The 21,739-nt window shown below is 44.1% G+C and carries 21 protein-coding genes; 10 read left to right on the plus strand and 11 right to left on the minus strand.

Features of this window, described 5'->3' with window-relative positions:
• Positions 1 to 93: 93 nt before the first annotated feature.
• Positions 94 to 3,243 (plus strand): EAL domain-containing protein, encoded by a 3,150-nt coding sequence (locus tag GY843_RS09015; protein ID WP_297308752.1) that lies wholly within the window; start codon positions 94 to 96, stop codon positions 3,241 to 3,243.
• A 278-nt stretch (positions 3,244 to 3,521) separates the two neighbouring features.
• Entirely contained in the window at positions 3,522 to 4,550 is a 1,029-nt protein-coding gene (gene pyrC / locus GY843_RS09020) for a dihydroorotase (RefSeq protein WP_297308753.1), read from the plus strand.
• A gap of 42 nt (positions 4,551 to 4,592) precedes the next feature.
• Here pyrC and GY843_RS09025 read toward each other — a convergent pair whose 3' ends face one another.
• The 5 genes from GY843_RS09025 to GY843_RS09045 all read right to left on the minus strand — a co-directional run bounded on the left by GY843_RS09025 (position 4,593) and on the right by GY843_RS09045 (position 10,307).
• Complete coding sequence (locus tag GY843_RS09025; protein ID WP_297308754.1) at positions 4,593 to 6,839, minus strand: EAL domain-containing protein; 2,247 nt, start codon at positions 6,837 to 6,839, stop codon at positions 4,593 to 4,595.
• Positions 6,839 to 7,909 (minus strand): TRAP transporter substrate-binding protein DctP, encoded by a 1,071-nt coding sequence (dctP, locus tag GY843_RS09030; RefSeq protein ID WP_297308756.1) that lies wholly within the window; start codon positions 7,907 to 7,909, stop codon positions 6,839 to 6,841. The genes GY843_RS09025 and dctP overlap by 1 nt, the downstream gene beginning before the upstream one ends.
• A 95-nt stretch (positions 7,910 to 8,004) precedes the next feature.
• Entirely contained in the window at positions 8,005 to 8,673 is a 669-nt protein-coding gene (locus GY843_RS09035; protein WP_297308758.1) for a tRNA (adenine(22)-N(1))-methyltransferase TrmK, read from the minus strand.
• Between the two features lie 76 nt (positions 8,674 to 8,749).
• Positions 8,750 to 9,517 carry a hypothetical protein gene (locus tag GY843_RS09040; RefSeq protein ID WP_297308760.1) on the minus strand — a complete coding sequence of 256 codons (768 nt, stop codon included), beginning with the start codon at positions 9,515 to 9,517 and terminating at the stop codon, positions 8,750 to 8,752.
• A 58-nt stretch (positions 9,518 to 9,575) separates the two neighbouring features.
• Positions 9,576 to 10,307, minus strand: a complete 732-nt coding sequence (locus tag GY843_RS09045) for an ABC transporter substrate-binding protein (RefSeq protein ID WP_297308762.1) — start codon at positions 10,305 to 10,307, stop codon at positions 9,576 to 9,578.
• Between the two features lie 168 nt (positions 10,308 to 10,475).
• Between GY843_RS09045 and GY843_RS09050 the strand changes: the two genes are divergently transcribed.
• The gene (locus tag GY843_RS09050; protein WP_297308764.1) at positions 10,476 to 10,820 is read left to right on the plus strand and encodes an antibiotic biosynthesis monooxygenase; all 345 of its coding nucleotides are present in this window, start codon (positions 10,476 to 10,478) and stop codon (positions 10,818 to 10,820) included.
• Positions 10,821 to 10,890: 70 nt separating this feature from the next.
• On the opposite strand, the gene GY843_RS09055 is transcribed toward GY843_RS09050, so the two are convergent.
• The 3 genes from GY843_RS09055 to GY843_RS09065 form a co-directional block, all read right to left on the minus strand.
• Positions 10,891 to 11,952, minus strand: coding sequence for an HDOD domain-containing protein (locus tag GY843_RS09055; protein WP_297308766.1), 1,062 nt, complete (start codon positions 11,950 to 11,952; stop codon positions 10,891 to 10,893).
• Positions 11,953 to 12,046: 94 nt separating this feature from the next.
• Positions 12,047 to 13,204 (minus strand): GGDEF domain-containing protein, encoded by a 1,158-nt coding sequence (locus tag GY843_RS09060; protein ID WP_297308768.1) that lies wholly within the window; start codon positions 13,202 to 13,204, stop codon positions 12,047 to 12,049.
• Positions 13,205 to 13,319: 115 nt separating this feature from the next.
• On the minus strand, positions 13,320 to 14,027 hold the full coding sequence (locus GY843_RS09065) for a DUF445 domain-containing protein (RefSeq protein ID WP_297308770.1): 708 nt from the start codon (positions 14,025 to 14,027) through the stop codon (positions 13,320 to 13,322).
• A 252-nt stretch (positions 14,028 to 14,279) separates the two neighbouring features.
• On the opposite strand from GY843_RS09065, the gene GY843_RS09070 reads away from it, so the two are divergent.
• Positions 14,280 to 14,798 (plus strand): cytochrome P460 family protein, encoded by a 519-nt coding sequence (locus tag GY843_RS09070; protein ID WP_297308772.1) that lies wholly within the window; start codon positions 14,280 to 14,282, stop codon positions 14,796 to 14,798.
• Between the two features lie 102 nt (positions 14,799 to 14,900).
• On the opposite strand, the gene GY843_RS09075 is transcribed toward GY843_RS09070, so the two are convergent.
• Positions 14,901 to 15,374: a peroxiredoxin gene (locus GY843_RS09075; protein WP_297308774.1), complete on the minus strand. Its 474-nt coding sequence runs from the start codon at positions 15,372 to 15,374 to the stop codon at positions 14,901 to 14,903.
• 12 nt (positions 15,375 to 15,386) lie between these two features.
• Entirely contained in the window at positions 15,387 to 15,845 is a 459-nt protein-coding gene (locus tag GY843_RS09080) for a CreA family protein (protein WP_297308776.1), read from the minus strand.
• A 57-nt stretch (positions 15,846 to 15,902) separates the two neighbouring features.
• Here GY843_RS09080 and GY843_RS09085 point away from each other — a divergent pair, with 57 nt between their 5' ends.
• Positions 15,903 to 16,358 carry an MmcQ/YjbR family DNA-binding protein gene (locus GY843_RS09085; protein ID WP_367183823.1) on the plus strand — a complete coding sequence of 152 codons (456 nt, stop codon included), beginning with the start codon at positions 15,903 to 15,905 and terminating at the stop codon, positions 16,356 to 16,358.
• 10 nt (positions 16,359 to 16,368) lie between these two features.
• Here GY843_RS09085 and GY843_RS09090 read toward each other — a convergent pair whose 3' ends face one another.
• On the minus strand, positions 16,369 to 16,809 hold the full coding sequence (locus GY843_RS09090; protein WP_297308778.1) for a hypothetical protein: 441 nt from the start codon (positions 16,807 to 16,809) through the stop codon (positions 16,369 to 16,371).
• Between the two features lie 570 nt (positions 16,810 to 17,379).
• Between GY843_RS09090 and GY843_RS09095 the strand changes: the two genes are divergently transcribed.
• The 5 genes from GY843_RS09095 to GY843_RS09115 all read left to right on the plus strand — a co-directional run.
• Positions 17,380 to 18,975, plus strand: a complete 1,596-nt coding sequence (locus GY843_RS09095) for a methyl-accepting chemotaxis protein (protein ID WP_297308780.1) — start codon at positions 17,380 to 17,382, stop codon at positions 18,973 to 18,975.
• Between the two features lie 143 nt (positions 18,976 to 19,118).
• Complete coding sequence (locus GY843_RS09100; protein ID WP_297308782.1) at positions 19,119 to 19,307, plus strand: hypothetical protein; 189 nt, start codon at positions 19,119 to 19,121, stop codon at positions 19,305 to 19,307.
• 195 nt (positions 19,308 to 19,502) lie between these two features.
• Complete coding sequence (locus GY843_RS09105) at positions 19,503 to 20,450, plus strand: ABC transporter substrate-binding protein (protein ID WP_297308784.1); 948 nt, start codon at positions 19,503 to 19,505, stop codon at positions 20,448 to 20,450.
• Positions 20,447 to 21,490 carry an iron ABC transporter permease gene (locus GY843_RS09110; RefSeq protein WP_297308786.1) on the plus strand — a complete coding sequence of 348 codons (1,044 nt, stop codon included), beginning with the start codon at positions 20,447 to 20,449 and terminating at the stop codon, positions 21,488 to 21,490. The genes GY843_RS09105 and GY843_RS09110 overlap by 4 nt, the downstream gene beginning before the upstream one ends.
• 12 nt (positions 21,491 to 21,502) lie before the next feature.
• Positions 21,503 to 21,739, plus strand: a 237-nt coding sequence (locus GY843_RS09115) for an ATP-binding cassette domain-containing protein (RefSeq protein ID WP_297308787.1), incomplete at its 3' end; no start/stop codon positions are given.

Consider the following 21,739-nt stretch of genomic DNA (forward strand, 5'->3'; position numbering starts at 1 on the left):
GTACTACACATACATCATAACTATCTGATATGCTTCTTTAACCCCGAAAAGGGTATGGATAATTCAGGGAATGAGTTGTAGTACTGAATAGTAATGAAAAGCTTTAAAAAGAACGCCTTACTGATCACCCTGGCAGCCCTTGTTATTTGCTGCTCTATTCTGTTGCTTGGTATTTCCCTTGCTGCCAAGCTTAATGATGTAAAAAATTACTGGTCTGAGTTTAACCATTCATCAACCAGAGCCTCTCAACAACTGCATAAAATCCACCAGCATTTCGGCTATGGTGGCTCGATCCATCAATTCAAAAACTACGTGTTGCGTCAGCAGCCCGAAGACTTCGAACATCTACAAAACTCCTTCAATGAGTTGAAAAAAGCTCTGATCTCCTACGAACACTACACCAGTACAGATGCAGAAAAAAATGCATTGCAGGTGATTGCTGGTGTAGTGCAAAAATACGAAAAAAGCGCAGTAGTTGCCCAAAAACTGATCGAGCAAGGTATCTCGCCTCAGGAACTGGACACACATGTACGGGTCAATGATGCACCGGCCCTTTTAGCTTTTACCACACTGAATAACGCTGCGAATATCAGGACTTACAATATAGAATCGGGTACTACACTCGCGTTTGAAAGTATTATTGATCACCTTTTTTGGGGAGTATTAATCGTCCCAATATTTTCAGTGTTTGCCCTATTCCTAATCTCAGTTTTAAGAAAGTTAACCCTGAGTAATCGCCAGCTATCCGAAGCCAACACATCAATGGATACCTTGTTTGAAGCCGTTCCTGATGCACTATTAACCTGCAACCCTGATGGCAGGCTACTCAGAGTTAATAAAGAAGCGATAAAACTGTTTGGTTATCCAGAAGAAGAGTTGCTCAATCTCACTATTGAAGAGTTGATGCCTGACAGGTATAGAGGGGCTCATCACCAACATAGAAATCAGTATTTCCACAAACCCACTACAAGGGCAATGGAAAAAAGTGGCATTCTGTATGTTAAAACAAAGTCAGGCAAAGAGGTTCCGGTTGAGATCAATCTCAGCCACATTGTTGAGGATGGAGGATACGTTGCCGTAGCGACAGTCCGCGATGTATCGACACGCAAAATTCAGGAAGCGGAGATTAAAGCTAGCCAGAAACGGCTGGCTGAAGCTCAGCGCATTGCTAAACTAGGGAGCTGGTCAATTGATTTCTGCTCCGGTGCCACTCTCTGGTCAGACGAAGTTTATCAAATTCTCCACTTAGACAAAGAGAAGGTAAGCCCTTCTCTACAGCTCTATCTGTCCACGAGTAGCAGATCCGAAACAGATGAACTAGAGCAGATTCTTTCTAGCTCTGATACACAAATAGATCAGTATCGGCTGATTCGAAAAATCCAGAATGCCGACGGTGATATCAGCCATGTCCGAGAAGAAGGGGAATTATACAGGGATGAAAACGGTAATCTTACAAATGCCGTAGGCACTATCAGGGATATTACTGAAGCGGTACAAACCCGTGAAAAGCTGGAGCAAGCTGCTGTTGTATTTGAACATACCAGTGATGCGGTCATGATCACTGATCAAAACCGTAATATCATCGCGATTAACAAAGCTTACGCTGATATTACCGGTTATTCAGAAGATGAAGTTCTCAATCAGGACGCCGGATTCAGCAAATCTGGGCAACATTCTGCTGAATTCTATCAAGAGATGAATGAGGCCTTGCTCCAGACCGGTTCCTGGGAAGGTGAAATATGGGACAGAAGAAAAGACGGAGAGATCTACCCAAAAAGGCTTTCGATCACCAGTGTTTATAATAGCCGTGGGGCTCTTCTTTATTATGTAGGTGTTTTCTCAGATATAAGCCATATCAAGTCTACTGAAGACCAGCTTCGTCACCTTGCTCTGCATGATTCTTTGACAGGACTACCGAATCGCCTCTCGTTCAACCAAAAACTAGACCACGCAATTAAGCATGCTGACCGTATTCAGCAAAATGTCGCAGTGCTGTTCCTGGATCTGGATCGTTTTAAAACTATCAATGACTCTTTAGGCCACCCGGTAGGTGATTCACTTCTGAATGAAGTGGCCACCCGACTGAAATCCTGCCTGCGCAATGACGATACAATAGCCCGCCTAGGGGGAGATGAATTCACCATTATCATGGAAGAAATCAGGATCCCTGAGGATGCGGCCAAGGTTGCAGAAAAGATTACTGAAGCACTATCAGCCCCCGTAGAGATCGAAGGGCATCAGTTCTATATCACCACCAGCATCGGTATCAGCCTCTACCCTGAAGATGGCGAAAGCGTTACCGATCTAGTTAAGAACGCTGATGCTGCGATGTATCGAGCAAAAGAGGCTGGCAGAAATTGCTACGAATTCTACTCTTCTGAACTAGCCGCTACTGCAGTTGCCCGACTTGAACTAGAAGGTGAACTTCGCCAAGCCATAAAAAATCAGGAATTCTCTCTTCATTATCAGCCACAGTTTAATATCCAATCGGGTGCGATTATTGGCGCTGAAGCCTTGATCCGTTGGCAGCACCCAGAACGAGGCCTAGTACCACCCGATATGTTTATTCCTATCGCGGAAGAGACTGGATTGATCAATCAGATTGGTGAGTTAGCTCTATTTAAAGCCTGCCGTCAGCTAATGAATTGGCGGAGCAAAGGCTTCAACTTGCCTAAAGTCAGCGTCAACGTAGCCGGAAAACAGATCATCAGCGGGCAGATCATCAATCAGGTTAATGATGCTCTCGCTACTACCGGTCTCTCACCTGAAAGCCTGGAAATAGAGCTGACAGAAACCACACTGATGCAGCAGACAGAAAAAACCATCGCTACTCTGAACCAACTGAGGGAGTTAGGTGTAACCATCTCTATCGATGATTTCGGTACTGGCTACTCATCCCTTAGTTACTTGAAAACTCTTCCGATCCAGACGATCAAAATCGATCGTTCATTTGTTCAAGACATCCCGACCGATAGTAACGACGTAGCGATCACTCGTGCCATCATCGCCTTGAGCAAAACCCTTCAGCTAAGTGTTATTGCTGAAGGCCTTGAGTCAGAGCAACAACAAACATTTTTGATCAAAGAGAACTGTCTACAGGCACAAGGCTTTCTGTTTAGCAGACCACTTCCTTCTGAGCAGTTCTATTCTCGTTACCACGACCATCAGTTACCATCGAACATGGATCAAATGGAAGCTGCAGAGCTACTGCTGGAAACCCCATTTAAAGGCCCATTAAATTAGGAAACCTGTGAACAAGTTCAGAACGCCTCAGAGGGTGGGCACTAATATGGCTTACTGCTTTGTCAGGCAACTTGGAAAGGACTTGCCATTACACTGCGTTACCTTTCGCACATTAAGCTATTTTATTGCCCACTGAGAAAGTCCGGGACTTATTCGCAGGTTTCCAGGGCAACCTTTATTTCCTCCCCCTCGCTAACGTGAAATAATAGGGGGTAGTCTTTTTCCAAAAGCAATCGACTGCTTTTCAGAATCACAACGAGTTATTTCCAGAGCCCTATATGACCACACTGACGATTACCCGCCCTGATGACTGGCACATTCACCTGCGTGATGGTGTACAGCTAAAAGATACTGTCCGAGATGTAAGCCGCTACATGGGCCGCGCAATCATCATGCCTAACCTTGTCCCACCAGTAATGAATACTGAACAAGCTCAAGCGTATCGTCAGCGCATAATGGACCAACAGCCCCAGGGCAACTTTGAACCGTTAATGGTGCTTTACCTCACTGACAACACAACACCAGATGAGATCAAAAAAGCCAAAGCAACGGGTCAGATCTTTGCGGCAAAGCTATATCCTGCTGGCGCAACGACCAACTCTGATTCTGGTGTCACGTCGATCAAGAACGTATACCCTGCTCTGAAAGCGATGCAGGAAGAGGGAATGCTTCTTCTGATCCACGGTGAAGTTACAGACTCTTCCATCGATATTTTCGACCGAGAAAAGATCTTCATCGACAGCATTCTAAAAGAGGTAGTAAATGATTTTCCTGAACTGAAAATTGTTCTGGAGCATATCACCACCAAAGATGCTGCTGAGTTCGTAGCCTCTGCAGGTGACAATGTTGCTGCAACCATTACAGCGCATCACCTGTTGTACAACCGTAACCATATGCTAGCAGGAGGTATTCGTCCTCACTTCTACTGCCTGCCTATCCTGAAGCGAAATATCCATCAGGAAGCCCTGATTAAGGCTGCTACATCGGGTAGTAAAAAGTTCTTTCTGGGAACTGACTCCGCCCCACATATGAAAAATGCAAAAGAAGCAGCTTGTGGTTGCGCTGGTTCCTACACTGCACATGCTGCGATCGAACTCTATGCTGAAGCATTTGAAGAAGCAGGCGCGCTGGACAAGTTAGAAGCTTTTGCCAGCTTTAATGGACCAGATTTTTATGGCCTGCCACGTAACACTGATTCGATTACTCTGGAGAAAGAGAGTTGGGATGTTCCTGCTTCTTACCCTCTGGGTGACTCTCAGGTTGTCCCCATCCGCGCGGGTGAGCAGATCAGCTGGACAGTTAAATAAGCTAATATAGAAATATAAAAAAGGCTGCGTCAGCAGCCTTTTTTATGCCTGCTGCCTCAGCCAATCGATAAAGTCTTCTGGAGCTAATGCTGGCGCAAACAAATACCCCTGCGCCATATGACATTTCTGCTTGATCAGGAAATCCAACTGTTCCTGAGTCTCTACCCCCTCAGCAACCACCTGCAGATTCAATGCTGAAGCCATAGAAAAGATTGCTGTCACGATCGCAACATCACCCTGTTCAAACGGCAGAGTGCTAATAAATGAACGATCAATTTTCAGTACATCAATGGGTAACTGTTTAAGATAGCTCAGGGAGGAATAACCGGTTCCAAAATCATCCATTGCTATGGAAACACCTAGGGTCTTCAACTTACGCAAGGTTTTTATTGAATTATCGATATCTTCTATGACCGCGTACTCGGTGATTTCCAACTCTAAGTCAGCAGGATCGATATCAAAACGGGTCATCTGCTCAAGCAGATAATCAAATAGTTTCTCGTCTCTAAGCTGTCGAGGTGAGAGGTTTATAGCTACTTTCAGCTGATTCAGCCCTTGCAGCTTCCATTCTGAAAGCTGCTGACAGACCTGATGGATGACCCAATAACCTAGCTCACAAATGAGGTTACTTTTCTCAGCTACATCGATAAATTGATCGGGATAATACACAACTTGGTCGCCCTCAAACCAACGTACTAATGCTTCAGCACTTTCAAATTGGTAATGGCCGTCAACAATGTGTGCTTTGGGCTGGAAATAGAGCAGTAATTCGTTGCGACTGATCGCTTCTTTAAGTAGTAGTTCCACCTTTTGCTGTTTCTGGCGTTCTTGTTCCAGTTCCGAGGAGAAGAAACGTACCTGACCTCTGCCCGCTTCCTTAGCCTGATACATCGCTGTATCAGCTTGAATTATAAGGTCTTTAGCATTGTCAGAATCACTAGGGAAAGTGGATATACCGACACTGGCTCCTGGTTTAATTACATTTCCCTCTATAACAAACTCATCAGTTGCCTGATTAACCAGTTCATTGGCAATTGACACTAGCGCCGACTCATCTTCATATTGATTAACAATAACTGTAAACTCATCACCACCAATACGGTAGAGCAGGTCAGACTCGCGTAATCGCCTTTTGAATCTTGCCGCTACACTGATCAGTAACTTATCCCCTACTGCATGGCCAAACTGATCATTAGCCCATTTAAAGTTATCCAGATCCAGATAAAGCAATCCGACTCGAGAGTTTTCTCTGTGAGCCAACGCAATCTCTTCTTCCAAGCGGATCATAAATGAGTGACGGTTGGGCATCTCCGTTAGCGAGTCATAAAAAGCCAGATTGTGCAGTTTCTCTTCAGCTTCTTTCTTCTCGGCAATATCAGTTAGGACCCCGACAAAGGTAACCGTATTATCTTTTCTTTCTACCCGGTTCAAGTTCAGCCAGCCAGGAAAAATACTTCCATCCCTTTTTCGCCCTATCACCTCCCCTGACCAGCGTCCCTGATCGAGGAATCCCTCCTCAATCATCGACCTAAAGCCCTTACTTTCCACATCTTCAGGATATAAATCCGGCTGTAACCCCAGGATATCCTCCTCCTTAAACTGAGTAATACTGGTATAAGCAGGGTTAACATCCATAATCCGCCCATTGGCATCAGTCACAAAGACAGCTTCATTCAGTGAATCCAAAGCTTGCTGCGCTACCTGAAGGGATTGAATTGGCGACAACAACGCAAAACGCAGGATAAGAAAAAGGGAACCAACAAATAGGAAACTAACCACCGCAACCTGGGCACTTTCCACGACTAAGTTGCGATATAAGTTTTCGGTAAAATTTTTATCGCTATAGCTAACTTCTACATTACCAATGCTTATCTGGCCAACTTTGATAGGGAAACGAATTCGGTTTTTTTGCCCCATCCAGAGACGCGAATGTTGAGAGTTATCAAACTGAACAATTTCACCCTCTACTTTGATCCGCCCCATATACAGGTGGCCAAAATTGCCAAAGACCTTTATACCTTCAACAAAAGGCGAAGACATTTCTGAATCAAGAATGGCAGAAGCAAGTTCAGCAGAATAATTCCGGTCGTATACCTTTTTGTACACATTCCAAATTGTAGGCCGAACAGAATTAGCCACACGTTCTGCTACCGACTGACTACGTTCCTGCAGGTTGCTCTGCATAAGATCGGAAGCAGCATTAAATCGGACCACAACAAAAGCCGTCATAACCAGAAAGGTTATGAGGCTCAGGATAACCAGAAGACGTGCAGTGGGACGACTAACCATTATTTATCGTATGGACCAAACCAATCGTAATAGTTGTTGTAAACCTCTTTAAACGCTTTTTTCTTTTCTATAATCCGCTTGCTTAAAGGGTCTTTAGCAGAATAATCAGCAATCACACTTTCAGAGACAAGACGCCAGCGTTCTATATCTTCTTTACTCCAGCGATTAATGTTGGTCATACTCGCCTGAAACAAACTGAAAGCCTCAAAGTCCTCAATTTTCGCCTTCATAGTCGTGGTCAACGTATAGGACTTAATCGCGGTTTCTAGAATAGCTCTCAGGTCAGAGGGTAGACGGTCATATTCCTCTTTATTAATTAGGAAATCAGCAAGTACAGATGGCTGCCAAACGGCAGGGATTATGGCATGTTGACTGATATCATGGAGTCCAAGGTTCCATGCACCGCCAGCGGTGGTCCATTCCACCGCATCAAGATCGCCACTTTCTAGAGCAGGACGGATCTCTTCGGGTACAGTAGGCAGAGTATATGCTCCAGCAGCCGCTGCAAGCACCTCACTTGGTAACCCTGGACCGATACGTACTTTCTTCGCGTTCAGGTCATCCAGACCTTTAATCTCGGTTTTAGACAGTAGACCAAACTCCATACCTGGCCACCAGGCTGGGCGCCAGACAATACCGTCTGGCTCGGATAGTTCATTCGCAAGCTGCTGACCATCTCCTGCCAGAAAAAACATCATAGAACTATCGAGGTTCATAAAATCAAACGGCCCCGCATTCATCAGTGCCCAGGCAGGATGTTGACCAGACCACCAGTTTGGCCAGCCGTTCCCCATCTCAATACGGCCTTCCTTCACTGCCGTATAGATATCAGGCCCACCAGTGATTGTTCCCCCGGGATGAGGGGTAATAACAAAACGACCACCACTCATGGTTTTTACATTATCTGCAAAACGTTTCAGCTCCTTGAAATCGATGCTGTCAGCAGTCGCTTGTGACTGGAGCTGCCACTTATAGATACGTGGCTGTTTATCCTCGTTGCAACCTGAAATTGCCAATAACAGCAGAGAAGAAAACAAAAGTGTAAAAAGTTTTAACACTTGTTTAAACATGAGCATCCCTCGTACGAATTCGTCTGATATATTCTGAATTACACGAACTAATTTACAGATAAACTAAACCTTCCTTCTCAGAGTAGGAAGAAGATCTAATCAATGCAAACTATTCCAGACTTAAGTTTCTGATAAGCATACAAAATTTCACTGAATTCCTCGGGTTTAGAACGAACCGCCCGTTGGTAATGCGCAATATTCTGCTCAAGATAATCCCGATGAGGCTGTTGAGAAAGATCCCACATGAGAGAACCCATCGTTTCTATACTCTGTTTAGCCTCCCTCCCAGCATGGATCACCTCGTAATAGAGACCTTTATCAAACACAAGTTTCTCATTAAACAAGCCTAAGCCCTGATCAATCAGGGCTTGCCGTACTTTGAAATTATGCCTTACAGGGCAAAGCATAAACTCAATATTAGCGTTAGGGTTATTGCTGAGAATCTTCTGAACAAACTCAATAATCAGGTCACCACCTACCCCAGCAATAATCAAGAGGTGCTTGGCTTCACTGGCTGGCAAGATGATCGTTCTAAGGTCAGTACAATGTACCTGCCAGTTTTCAGATCGAGGAAACTGCTTTTCTAATTGCAACTGCAACTGGTCTATAAGTGGCTTAACCACATCCACAAAATGTATTTTTGCAGATAAGCCAGATATAAGAGCATGGCCTAAAAAACCATGATCGCAGCAACAATCCCAGACGTGGTCATAACGATCACTAACCATGTCAGCGATAGTGGATAAACGGTTATTTAGTTTCAATATAAATACTCAGAAAACATGTAATACAAGGAGGGATTGAAACCAAACCGAAACTTACTGTCAGTCACCTTAAGCATTACTTGGGCTTACGAAACTTTAGGGTAAAACGGTCGCTGAACTTGTCCAATGATGGGTGAACAGAATCGTAGATCAAACCATCTTCTGCGCGCGCATGCATATCAGACCAATCCTCTAATATAAAACCGGCATCCAGCGCTTCTTTGATTATGCGAACCGGATCAACCCGGCGCCAGCGATCAACGCTATATGGTTCCATATGACGGCGGGTGTGATCAATTACACCATAGACTCCACCAGGCTTAAGTGATTTGAAAACTTCTTTGTTTAACAAGATTCGACTATGGGGTGTCATGTTATGCATATTTCGAAAGGTCAGAACCATATCCAGATCAGTTAATCCAAACTCAATTTTGTCGTAATAGCGGATAAACTTATGCATTTTAGAGCGCTGCCAAATGTGGTTATCCTCACTGACATATTGGAGATGCCCTTTCCCCCATTGTTTAACACCTTTATCCAGAAAGTTGAGCCCCATCGCTAGATGCAGTTCCCCTTTTTCACGCAGTACATCCCCTAGAATTTTTGTGTACCAACCACCACCAGGAAAGAGCTCTAGCACCCGCATATCATCCTGTAGACCGAAGAATTTCAGTGTTTGCAAAGGCTTACGTCTCTGATCGCGAGCTTTCTCTTCAACAGTACGAATCTCATTGTCCAACGCACTAACAATCTTCTTTTCAGTTAGGCTTTGAGCGCTCTCAGCACTGGCGGCTGAAATGCAAAAGAAGAACAGGAAAGGCACTAGCCGGTTGAAACGAAACATAACGATCCCCCTACAGTGAAAAAGTAACTTACCTTAAGCATAATAGTCTGGATTTATACTATTCTGCGTGAGATAGGAAAATCTGACGAATAGTTCCATCTTCACGTAAAGATTTAACCGCACTCTGTAATCTAATTAGCGTACTTTCCGGGAGAGCATCTCTGGCACACAACATCCAGATTGGATAAGTTGAGAAGATCAATGATTCACCGACTTTCACATCCTGTTTATGAACATTGAACAACATGCTCTCAACCACACCTGCCATGGCATCCACTCGCCCACGCCCCAGCATTACAGCACTATGTCCATAATCATTCGTGGCAACTTTATTAAGGCTTTTATCCTGATCGAAAGGTGAGTAAATGTAGATACCTCTAGGCACCGCAATGATGATCTCTTCCAAATCATCATAACTCTCTAATCTCACCCCTGGCTTTGCTGTTATACCTGTACTGACAATCTCTCCAATAGGTTCAATCAGATTAAAATTACTTTTGGTAATCTCATTTTTAATCATCAATGAACAGTCAGACATGCCGTTCTTTAACTGCTGGAACAGTCGCTTCGTAGGCAGAACCTCATTTTTTCCTTGCAACCCAGCTTGACGCAGAATCGCATTCGCGACTTCATACAGAGAGCCTACCTGTTCACCGGAATCAAGCTCATAAGCATATGGGGGATGAGCAAAGGTACCAAAACGGACCTCTGAGTCCGTTCTGCTCTCAGCCCAACTCCAACTGGAAGGCAATAGAAAGCAACAGAGAAAAAGGTGCAGCAGGTTCTTCAAAGGGATATTCCATATAGAAGCAAAACAGGGAGAGAATAGCACAAATACTTATAACAAAACCTTGATCTTGAACGTTCATTTCTACGGAAGTAATCACTCTGAAAAATTCAATCATTGTTGCAGGATAATTCCGTTATATTGTCAGTTTCACTTAGCGGAGAAATACCTATGTTTGCTGTAATTTTTGAGGTGGTCCCTACCAAAGAAGGGAAAGAAGAATATCTGGAAATTGCAGCTAAACTGCGCACATTTCTTGAGAATCGCGATGGTTTCATCTCAATAGAACGTTTCCAAAGCCTGGTGGATGAGAACAAAATTCTTAGCCTATCTTTTTGGCGAGATGAAGCAGCAATCGCTAACTGGCGCAACCTGATGGAACACAGAAATGCACAAAGCTCGGGAAAGAAACGCTTGTTTGAATCCTACCGAATCAGGGTTGCTGAAGTCGTTCGCGATTACACTGAAACAGAGCGCGATGAAGCCCCGCAAGATTCAATAAATGCTCACGGTTAGAAAGGGTTCCGTTAAAGAAACCTGGGATTTAGATTACAAACATTGCTTAAACCAATTGGGGCTTTCTAAGCTAAGCCCCGAGACTTTTACTCAGTTTTGTTGATTTCTCGATTAAAATTGGCAGTGCGGGAACGAGGGAAGAGATGGCAACACCTTTAGCTTTCCAAGAAGGATGAATACAAAAAGAAAGAATGTGCTCAAGTAAATTATCCTCCGTCCAAGATGGCCAGTCTTCATTATTTGCAAGCATCATGCTTACAGCATCTGCAACCTGGATATAGAGGCTCAAGCTTTGTAGATCTTGGGGGGCTTTGGGGTGAGAAATAACAGCAACTTTATGATGGTAACGGACCACATTGGCTATTAATTGCGGGATTTCTAATTTTTTACACGCAAGGTAGCCTACTTTTGAGTGGTCAAAGCCTATTGTTTCCAGTTCAACGGCAATAAGCTCATCCGGGGAACCCCAGCCCTTTTCATCGATTTCATTAAGAACCTCTGGCGACAGCTGAAATAATACAAAGCGCCCAATATCATGTAATAGCCCAGCCAGATACGCGGTGTCAGGGTTACTCGCTTCATCAGGTGATAGTCTTGCTAGGTAAGATGCAATATGAGCCACTTCAATTGAATGTCGCCAAATCTCTTTATGCTCTTTCTTTTGTGGCACAAAGACTTTTGATACAGACAGTGCTGTCAGTAGCTCCATTATTGTCCTTGAACCAACACGCGTCAGCGCACTTTGGAGGCTATCGATTTTGCTGTTGGGAGAAGAAATAGCGCTGTTAGAGTATGCAATTATAAAAGTAGCAAGAGGAGGATCAATTTTGGCCAGTTGCAGCATTCGGTCATAAAATACCGTATCTTCAGGATCGAGCTTCATTAACTCAAAAAGGACGCCTGGCAGTAATGGAAGTTGCGCCACCTCGTCATTGATATCCTTCAGGCTCAAAGCAGTTTCCATCTGAATTCCTTCCCATAACTTTCGCTTTTGATATAACTGAATCTCTTTATATGCTGTACATTTAATAATGTAGTTGAATATATGATTGAATGGGCGTTCAAAGGAAAAATAATCACTAGTAAGTCCCAGTATCTCTGTTGCAGATACCGTCAGTGAATCCAGGAACACAAGTATCGTTTCCCTTTAATGATCGGAATTAATTGAGGGTCAGTTTAGAATAGTTAGCGAAGCGGTTAGTTAGCTTAGGTTCAAGCTTTAGCATTTAAGCTGCAAAACTGTAACCATTTTTACCTGCCTGTTTTGCCTGATACATCGCTAGGTCAGCCTGCCGAATCAGGGTTTCTGCATCAACTTTACCCATCTGTGGATACAGGGAGATACCAATACTTGCTGATACCTTTACTATCTCTCCTTCCAGTTCAACTGGCTGATTGATCATTTCCAGAACTCTGTCAGGCATCACAGATTCAACCTCACTCAGATCCACATCTACCAGTGAAACGATAAATTCATCTCCCCCAAGACGAGCAACGGTATCTCCTTCACGGACAGTTTCTGACATTCGTTGAGCTATCGTTATCAGTAGCTGATCACCGACAGCATGCCCAAAGCGGTCGTTTATCGGCTTAAAGCCATCCAGATCGATAAACATCACCATACCGCAATACCCGGATTTACGGTGGCTTTGTTTGATTGATTGCTCCAAACGATCTATTAACAAACGCCGGTTTGGTAAATTGGTCAAAGGGTCAAAAGTGGCCAGTAGTTCAAGATGCTTCTTGTGCTCGTTCTGCTTTAACTGCCAGTCACGGATCAGATGCCCCATCATAAACCAGATAACCACTACACAGACTAGAGCAATCATACTGCCCATCAAATTGAAAAGCAGACGTTGTTGCGTAGCTGCGCGAGCTATAGTTGCCTCTATTTCCAAGAGACTGGATACAGACTCCATGCCATCAGAATAAGCCTGCTTATGCATTTTATATTCTGCGCTGTTTAACAGCTCCCAAGCCGAACGCTGATCTCCCATATGGACAAATTCGAAAGCGGTTAGCTCAATCATAACCAGTAGGTTATTGGCATCACCAGTATCATTAACATATTGTTTAATCGAGGGATTATGTGCATTTTCGAGTGCGGTGTTGATCGATTTGGTCAGTTGAACTTCATACTCATGATAACGATCTATCCACTGTCGATCCCCTGTCCTAGCCGCCATAAGTGCAGACATGGTCAGCACTTCATCGTAGTAAATAATATCTGCACGGGTGCTTTTAAGATCGTTATTGCGGGTCAGTTCGTGATGAGTAAATTGATAGGCATCATATGCGGCCCATGTGACAGCCAACAACAAGCCACTGGCGACCAATACCAAGAAGACAAAGGTGGTATAAGGTGAAGACGCTTCCTGATTCATTTTTTATTGTTTTACAACGCTGAATAGCAATAAAACAAGTGTAGTAGAAAACAGGAAGCATTCTGTAATATACGATCAAATATGATTATTAGTGCACAGGTTTACTAGGAGTGAATTACACCCCTAGCATCGCCGCTATAAGACCAATCAAGCCACCAAAAACACCGCCCCAGACAACCAGCCATCCCAGATGCTCGCGAATCATCTGCTGCACAATCTGTTTAACCAGTTCAGGTGTCAGTTCGTCCAGACGTTGTTGAACAATACTCTCCACCTTGTCTTGCATCTCGGCCATAACATTCGGGCTTTCCAGCTCATCACGCAACATAGCGATAAACGCTTCATCACGGGTCATATCTTCAATGGAGGTTTTCATCTTCTCTGCGAACGGCTCTCGCAGAGGTTCCAGCACTTCAGTGCCACCAACCATCGCCAACATCCCTCCAAAAGAGGATTGCTGAATGACCTCAATAAGCGAATCAAAAGTCGGAGAGAAATCCACTTTTTCAATCACAGGAGCAAGATGCAGATCCGGCTGTTTTCCATTTTCAGCACTGAGGAAACGTTCGATATTTTCCTCAGTAAAGAACTGATCCATCATTAACGTTTTAATACCCAGTTTAAAATCTTCAAATCGAGCGGGAATCACCCCAGAGCCGTATAACCCAGGTACCTTTTCAAACAGCATATGAACTGCAAGCCAGTTAGTCAGCGCTCCTGACAAAGCAAAAAGGCCTATAGTCAGCAGAGTATCGTCACCAGAGATAATACCGGCCAAAAAAACCAGAAAAGCGGCAAAATTTGTCAGAAGGCTTTTGTTCATGATGATAAATCCCAGAGTTGTTCCGCGCATCATAATAGGGTGTTTCCGAGTTTTAAAGATAAGTTCGGTATAAAGCTCTTAAATTTCCCTTCATATTTTAAGGGTTAAGCACACTAAAGGACTAAACTGATTAGGTCTAACTGATGAGCAAATTGAACTGCGTGACAAACAAAAACATGCATAATAAATACATGTTGATGTTAATCAACTTACTCAAGGAAACAACAATAAAAAATAGTGAGGAAATACAGCATGAAAAAAGTTATTGCTCTGGCAGGCATGCTCTGTAGCAGCATTGCTCTTGCAGGTCCCGGGGACCAGGTCACATACCCTGAAGGATACAAAGACAACTACACCCCTTATCTATCCCTTAATCGTACCCGGAACGATGATCAGTATATCCGCCTGTTTATCAACGATACCGGGCTAAGTGGAACGGAAGCTAACGGACAACTTCCCTACGGTTCCAAAATTGTTGCAGAGATTTATAAGGTGGTTAAGGACGCCGACGGCAAGGTCGTGACCTCTTCACTAGGTCAGCGTATCCCGAATAAGTTTGCAGCTATTGCAGTTATGGAGCGCCGTAAAGGTGCAGCGGCTGAATACCCGGAAGGGCTTGGAAATGATGACTGGGACTTCGCAGTATTCAAACCGGATGGCAAACGAGCTGATAAAGATCTGCTTAAATGTGCATCCTGCCATGCACCATACAAAGAAACCCATTACTTGTTCTCTTACGAACATATTATCGCTGAGCAGAAATTAAAGTAACTGGAGCGATAGACATACAGGCATTAAAAATCTCAGTTAGCAAGGTACAATTGCTAACTGAGATTGCCTCAAGCTTTTTCAACTTTTTTCAACTTTTTTCAACTACAGCAACGCTAACATTGTTTCGGCACTACTCACTGCAAACTGTTTTGGCTCTTCCACATTCAAAGCAGTGATAACACCATCTTCAATAATCATAGCGAAGCGCTTAGAGCGAACACCACCGAATGCCCCCGTTTCCATTTCCAGCCCCAGCGCTTTAGTAAAGTCAGCACCACCATCAGCAATCATAGTGATCTTTTCAGCATTTTGCGCCTCAGCCCAAGCCTTCATCACAAAAGCATCATTCACTGATAGACATGCGATAATATCAATCCCTCTGGTAAAGAACTCATCGGCATTAACCACATAACCAGGTAGATGCGATGCCGAACAGGTAGGGGTAAACGCACCAGGTAGGGCAAACAAGACAACCTTCTTAGCAGCAAATAACTGATCAGTAGTCACTGTGGTGCTCTCACCCGCCAGCACACTGCCAACTGAAACGTCTGGAACTTTATCTCCAACTTTAACCATCTCTTTCTCCCCTTATTTTTGTTGGTATGCAGCCGTGCCCCATAAAGGAACGGTTGAAAGGCTGTGCTTGTAGCTACCTGATGTTTCCTTTGTAGAATAGGAAACATACATTAACGTTTGCGACTTAGGATCATAAATCCGGCGAATCTTCATTGATTTAAACAGAATACTTTTCGACTGTTTAAATACCACCTCACCTGATTTGGACATGTCTATTTTTGCTAATATCTCTTGCGTGATAGGCCCCGTCTGGCGGCAGGCAATTGAGGAGTCACTTGGATCAGCAAAATCCAGATCGGCTTCGATACTTGCCACATGGCAAGTAACACCAGTCACCAACGGGTCAACCAGCACACTTATCTTGATATCTTTTGTAGTGAGCATACCTAACGAGACATCCCCCACTTCCTGCTCATCACCACAAGCACTTAGCAGTAGAGCACAACCTACAGCCCATATTAACTTTTTCATCTAAAACTCTCTCCAAAATCCGCAAGATGACCTTAAGCAGGTAATACACTAAAGTAAATGCGATTACACACTAAACTGGCAACGGAGATACAAAACCAAATGGATTACAAAGAAGCCAGCTACTACTGTATGTCACGACCAGAAGCTGTGCGCGAATACCCATTCGGGCCCGATGTGGAAGTATTTAAAGTAAAAGATAAGATGTTTGGCCTGCTTGCAACCACAGGAGAGAAAGGCAAAGAGCTAGGCGCTGAATACGCCAACTGCGCATTCCTCAATCTTAAGTGTGATCCAGAAGAAGCCTTTATGCTTCGCGATATATTTCCTGAAGTGTTGCCTGCATATCACATGTCAAAAAAACACTGGATCAGTGTCGTTTTGGTCGACTCTATGCCAGAGAAAGAGATCGAACGCCTTATAGACCGTTCTTACGGGCTAGTCCTTAAAGGACTAAAAAAAGCAGACAGGTTACAGCTCGAATTACAGTACGCACCGGAAGAGCTATACCGATAGGCGCATATCTTTATGTTAGCAGTCGATGACCTGAATAAAGGTTATTACGCACGCGTAAAGTTAACTCCTCTGACGCGGCAGCTAGCGCTTTTCTGCGTTTAATCACAATGCTATTTCCAGAATTGAGAGAAGCTTCAGCACGCTGCTGGAAACCACTCACTGTTTGGTCCTCTCCTAACCCCGCACAATCAACCTTGGCTGTCAGAAGCAGAATTTCATCTCCTTCTTTACACCTAAAATGCTCCTCGGCTAGTTCAAAGAAAAACTCCCCAAGGTCCTGAGTAAAACTCACGGGAAGGTTACAATGTCTGGTAGGCTCAGCCAGCTGCACTTCGCTCTCCCCTTCAGGAATACGCCCCAGAACATAACACTCCAGTTCTTCACCCGTAACACCATGCACAGTCTGGGCATATCCTTCATCTACATCCGTAACTACGTCCACATCAATCATAAATCCTCCAGATTTATTACGCATATGCACAATAATATTAATACATGACAATTTTACTGATGCGAAATAGAAATAATTAATCACCCTTTAAGTGCTACAAAGAATTACTCCCCTTAGATCCATAGAATAGATATTCAGCTCCTGGGTAATACCCGCATCATATCCCCCTGACCCCATATTTTTATCTACTGTTTATGCACCAGAAAGTAGCAACCCTGCTCTTTACCTAACAACCACTACCTTATTTGGGCTGGCAAGGGCTAACAAAAAGAGTAAATGAACAATAAATCAAAAAAATTTGTCACTAAGCATTTCCTGAAACAATTAATCTGTTACATTAAAAAAAACTAAATAATATATAACCATATGTTTTTTATTGATTTAATCGCAAAAAAGTAAGGGTTAATGAGATTCAAAAATGTATGGAAAATCTAAAATCACAACTGCATACATAAGGAAGGGGCTCATCAAATGCTGCTAAGCTCACTCAAAATATCTTCACGAATTGCTCTTCTGGCAGCAATAAACTTGATACTTATCATTCTATTAGGAGGCGTTGCCACCTATCAGATGAATAAAATAGGTATTGAGCTGATCGAAGTAGCTGAAGAAGATTTGCCAATCACTAATATGCTGTCAAAAGTTGCCCAGCATCAGCTTGAACAAGCGATTCTATTTGAACGCAGCCTCTCTTACGCAACTGCAATAAAGTATGGTGAAAATCGTTCTCAGGAGATGAGTTTAACAACGAATGCCTTTCACACTCTGGCAGACAAAGTAGATCAAGAGTTCAAACAGTTAGAAGAACTTCTCGAACATGCAATTACAAAGGCACATAGCCAGGAAGCCAAAACACAATTCGAATCCTTATTTCAGACTGTGTTAGAGATTGATAAGAACCATGCAGAATATGATGAGCTAGCTCTTTCCCTGTTTCAACAGGTAAATGATGGCAAAGCCTCTTCGGCGGTAGCATCAGTAGGCCATATCATCGAGCTAGAGGATAAAATTGATCACGAGCTAATTGATGCATTAGACCAGATACAGACTTTTACCCTGGAAGCCACTCAACGCGCCGAACATGACGAGATTAAAGCTCAAAAAATCATTATGGCTATCTTTGCCATCGCAGTAGTTTTAGGCATCCTATTGGCAGTTATTATTTCCAAGGAAATCACACTACCCGTCATTAATATGCGTGATCGTCTGATAGAGATCTCAGACGGGGATGGTGATTTGGGTGTGCGCTTACCTGTAAAAGGCAAGGATGAAACTGCACAGGCGGCTGTTGCATTTAACCGTTTGATGGAAAAACTCGGCGGTATGGTCACAGTCATTCGTGCCACTTCAACAGAGCTAGTACAACGCTCAGAACAATCCATCGTGTTAATGGGCGCTACAAGAGATCAAGTCGAACAACAAAAGCGTGAAACAGAAAAAACGGCTACAGCGGTTGAACAGATGTCCGGCAGTGTTTCTGAGATTGCACAATCTACTGATCATGCCGCTGAACTAGGCCGCGATGTCCTTCAGAAAGTCCTATCCGGCTCCGGAATCGCTCAGAAAAACCAGCAAGTTATAGAACAGTTAAATACCAATGTTGAGAATGCTTCATCTCAACTCACCTCTCTGGCAGCAGAAACAGGCCGGATCAGTGAGGTTCTAGGTGACATCCGGGGTATTGCCGAGCAAACCAATTTGTTAGCTCTTAATGCCGCGATCGAAGCAGCGCGAGCAGGTGAATCTGGTCGTGGTTTTGCTGTTGTAGCAGATGAAGTACGCTCCCTTTCGCAACGTACTCAGGCCTCAACCGAAGATATTCAGGAACTATTAGAAAACCTTCAATCAGCAACCTCTGGTGCAATAGCGGTGATGCAACAAGGACAAGAAAACGCAAGTCACTGCATCCAACAAGCAAGTCACACTGTGTCAGACCTTGCAGAAGCATCATCAGTGGTTGAAAGCATGGCAGCAATGAATACTCAAATCGCTGCTGCCGCTGAGGAGCAGTCCGCTGTGGTTAAAGAGATACATGCAAACCTGGCCAGCATCACACTGTATGCGAGTAGCACTAATGACAGTGCCAGCCAAACCTCACAGATCAGCGAAGAGGTCAGCAGTGAATTATTGCAGTTGAATAACCTTGTTGCTGAACTTAAAACCTAATTTATATATATGAAGAGTAAGTGGGTAGCCTCCAGCTACCCCTCTCTCACATTCAGTCATTTCCCTGTCCAGATATAAACTTGCCAAATTCTCTGTTCTCGCCCATACCTAAAAGGTATATACCCCAATTCGGGAGAACCGACATGCCATATAAACAGAAAATCTGGAACTCTGATCAATTGCAGCAGATGAATGAAGAGGCATTTCTAGTTGAAATGCTAGATATGATCAAAATATCTCCTGTCACCGATGACAATGATTCCGATATTAATAAGATGAAACAAAAGCTGGATACTATAGAAGCTATGATCAAGGGCCGAATCGGAAATTGAGTAAAAGGAATAACTCTTTTCCCTACCCACCACCTAACAATGTATCTAAGCCACGCCCAAGATTGATCTGCCAAAAAAGATCCGGAAGCTATCGCCTAATCGAAAGGACAGATTTAGAATCTGTCCACTAGTAACCCAGATAGCCCAGATCCCATGACAAATAGATTAAAATTGACACTTTCGGCAGTGCTTATAATGCTTGCCGTATCCATTTCATGGATTCTGGATATCCGCCCAGGTTTACTCAGCCCCGGAGCGCTACAGGCAACCCAAGTTGAAGGCACCGAATTCCCTCTTAAACTTACAGATGCGGTAGGTGAAACGATCTTCCTGCAAGAACCACCACAAAGAATTGTTTCCGTTACCCTGACAACAGATGAGATTCTAGCTGCATTAGTACATCACTCACGTATTGCAGCTGTAACCTCTCTCGCTGATAACCCGGCCATATCAAATGTGGCAAATTACTATCCGGATAGTGTGTCCCGTATAAGAGGGGAAGTAGAAGAGATCATCGCACTGCAACCTGATCTGGTTTTTATCTCTCCCTATACTCGTGCAGAAACCGTTCGTTTACTCCTCAATACAGATATTCCTGTTGTCCGTCTCACTGAATTTAACACGCTGGCGGATATCAAGCAGAACCTGCACACGGTCGCAGCAGTAACAAACACTACAACAGCAGCTAGCAAGCTTCTGCAACAGATCGACCAGAAATTGCAGTCGGTTGAGGCCAAACTAAAAAACGTCACCTACCCTAGAGTCTTGTTCTACAACCTTAACGGTAGTTCTGTTGGCCCAAATACAACCATAGATGAGATTATTCATCTGGCAGGTGGTTATAATGTGCTGCGTGATACAGGGATCAACGGATCGCAGAAGATTAATGAAGAGCTGGTAATAGGCTTACAACCAGATATTGTACTGACCAGTGGTTGGGCAGATGCTGATCAGCTTTCCCCAGCTGAACAACTCATGAAACGCACCGCTTGGCAGAATGTACCCGCGGTTAAAAACAACCGCGTTTATGACCTTAAAGGAAACTGGCTGTTTGCAGTTTCTCAGTTCAGTTGGAATGGGGTTGAACAGGTAGCGTCGATTATCCATCCCGAGCTTTTTTCTAATCAGGGCACAACTGAATGACAGCTTCAACTTACCGAAACAACAAAGCACTGATTTTCACATTGATATCAGCCATGCTTGTTACCTGCCTTTTTGCAGGTCTAGTGTCCGGTCCAGCGAATATTCCGGTGAGTGAAGTGCCGCTTTTACTCTGGCAAAACCTACTTAATATAGAGAATACAACATCCCAGTGGATGGTCAGTGTTCTGGTAGATGTTCGTTTACCTCGATTACTGGTCGGTGCTCTGGCGGGAGGATGTTTGGCAATCTGTGGGGCGGTTATGCAGGGGATGTTCCGTAATCCTCTTGCCTCCCCTTCCATTCTGGGTGTTTCTTCTGGTGCTTCTCTGGGAGCAGTAATCGCTATATTCCTGGGTCTGGCGACTGTGTCAGTCTGGATTCTTCCCCTGTTTGCGTTTGCCGGGGCCGGATTGACTCTGTTTATTGTATACCGAATTGCCAGTCAGCGAGGACATGCACCTATCAGCACCCTGCTGATGGCTGGTATCGCTATGGCAGCGCTGAATTCAGCATTGTCATCACTGATTCTAGCTATGTCTTTGGATAGCTGGGGTGTTGGCCAATCCATTCTCTACTGGACCATGGGTGGTCTGGATGGTCGCACCTGGGATCACGTACTGTTAATAGCACCACTCGCTATATTCGGCATTGTGCTGCTACTACGTTATTCACGTAGCCTGGATGCCCTGTTGTTAGGTGAAGTCCACGCTAGCTCAATAGGTATTGATGTAGCCAAAACCCGGCGTGATCTATTGTTGATCACCTCATTCCTTGTTGGTGCTGCCATCTCCGTATGTGGTGGAATCAGCTTTATAGGATTAGTTGTGCCTCATATTCTACGAATGATTCTGGGGCCTCATCACCGTTACCTGTTACCGGCTTCAGCTATTGGTGGAGCACTGGCACTGGTCGCAGCGGATCTATTGCTACGTAGCATCTTGCCAGAAAAAACGATGCCACTTGGGGTAATTACTGCATCTTTCGGTGCACCATTCTTCCTATTTCTGCTGCTACGTCAGCGCAGATCAGGCAAGTTGTAGAGGAGAATGGATATGACAAAACTTCAATGCAAGGACCTCAGTTTCAGCTATCAGCAGCCGGTTATTAAAGATCTGTCACTAAGCTTTGCAGCGGGTGAATTTATAGGACTGATCGGGGCCAACGGAGCAGGTAAATCAACCCTGCTACAACTCTTACTTGGGTTGTTACCTGCAGATCATGGACAGGTTCATTGTGGCAACAAGTCCTTAAAGGATCTGAGCCGCACAGAGATCGCAAAAGAAATGGCA

The organism is Neptuniibacter sp. (genome assembly GCF_024231755.1).
Lineage (GTDB): Bacteria > Pseudomonadota > Gammaproteobacteria > Pseudomonadales > Balneatricaceae > Neptuniibacter.

Coding starts and splice junctions, on each gene's coding strand:
- GY843_RS09015 (WP_297308752.1), top strand. CDS start 94: ATGAAAAGCTTTAAAAAGAACGCCTTACTGATCACCCTGGCAGCCCTT.
- pyrC (WP_297308753.1), top strand. CDS start 3,522: ATGACCACACTGACGATTACCCGCCCTGATGACTGGCACATTCACCTG.
- GY843_RS09025 (WP_297308754.1), bottom strand. CDS start 6,839: ATGGTTAGTCGTCCCACTGCACGTCTTCTGGTTATCCTGAGCCTCATA.
- dctP (WP_297308756.1), bottom strand. CDS start 7,909: ATGTTTAAACAAGTGTTAAAACTTTTTACACTTTTGTTTTCTTCTCTG.
- GY843_RS09040 (WP_297308760.1), bottom strand. CDS start 9,517: ATGTTTCGTTTCAACCGGCTAGTGCCTTTCCTGTTCTTCTTTTGCATT.
- GY843_RS09050 (WP_297308764.1), top strand. CDS start 10,476: ATGTTTGCTGTAATTTTTGAGGTGGTCCCTACCAAAGAAGGGAAAGAA.
- GY843_RS09060 (WP_297308768.1), bottom strand. CDS start 13,204: ATGAATCAGGAAGCGTCTTCACCTTATACCACCTTTGTCTTCTTGGTA.
- GY843_RS09065 (WP_297308770.1), bottom strand. CDS start 14,027: ATGAACAAAAGCCTTCTGACAAATTTTGCCGCTTTTCTGGTTTTTTTG.
- GY843_RS09070 (WP_297308772.1), top strand. CDS start 14,280: ATGAAAAAAGTTATTGCTCTGGCAGGCATGCTCTGTAGCAGCATTGCT.
- GY843_RS09075 (WP_297308774.1), bottom strand. CDS start 15,374: ATGGTTAAAGTTGGAGATAAAGTTCCAGACGTTTCAGTTGGCAGTGTG.
- GY843_RS09080 (WP_297308776.1), bottom strand. CDS start 15,845: ATGAAAAAGTTAATATGGGCTGTAGGTTGTGCTCTACTGCTAAGTGCT.
- GY843_RS09085 (WP_367183823.1), top strand. CDS start 15,903: ATGCGATTACACACTAAACTGGCAACGGAGATACAAAACCAAATGGAT.
- GY843_RS09090 (WP_297308778.1), bottom strand. CDS start 16,809: ATGATTGATGTGGACGTAGTTACGGATGTAGATGAAGGATATGCCCAG.
- GY843_RS09095 (WP_297308780.1), top strand. CDS start 17,380: ATGAATAAAATAGGTATTGAGCTGATCGAAGTAGCTGAAGAAGATTTG.
- GY843_RS09100 (WP_297308782.1), top strand. CDS start 19,119: ATGCCATATAAACAGAAAATCTGGAACTCTGATCAATTGCAGCAGATG.
- GY843_RS09105 (WP_297308784.1), top strand. CDS start 19,503: ATGCTTGCCGTATCCATTTCATGGATTCTGGATATCCGCCCAGGTTTA.
- GY843_RS09110 (WP_297308786.1), top strand. CDS start 20,447: ATGACAGCTTCAACTTACCGAAACAACAAAGCACTGATTTTCACATTG.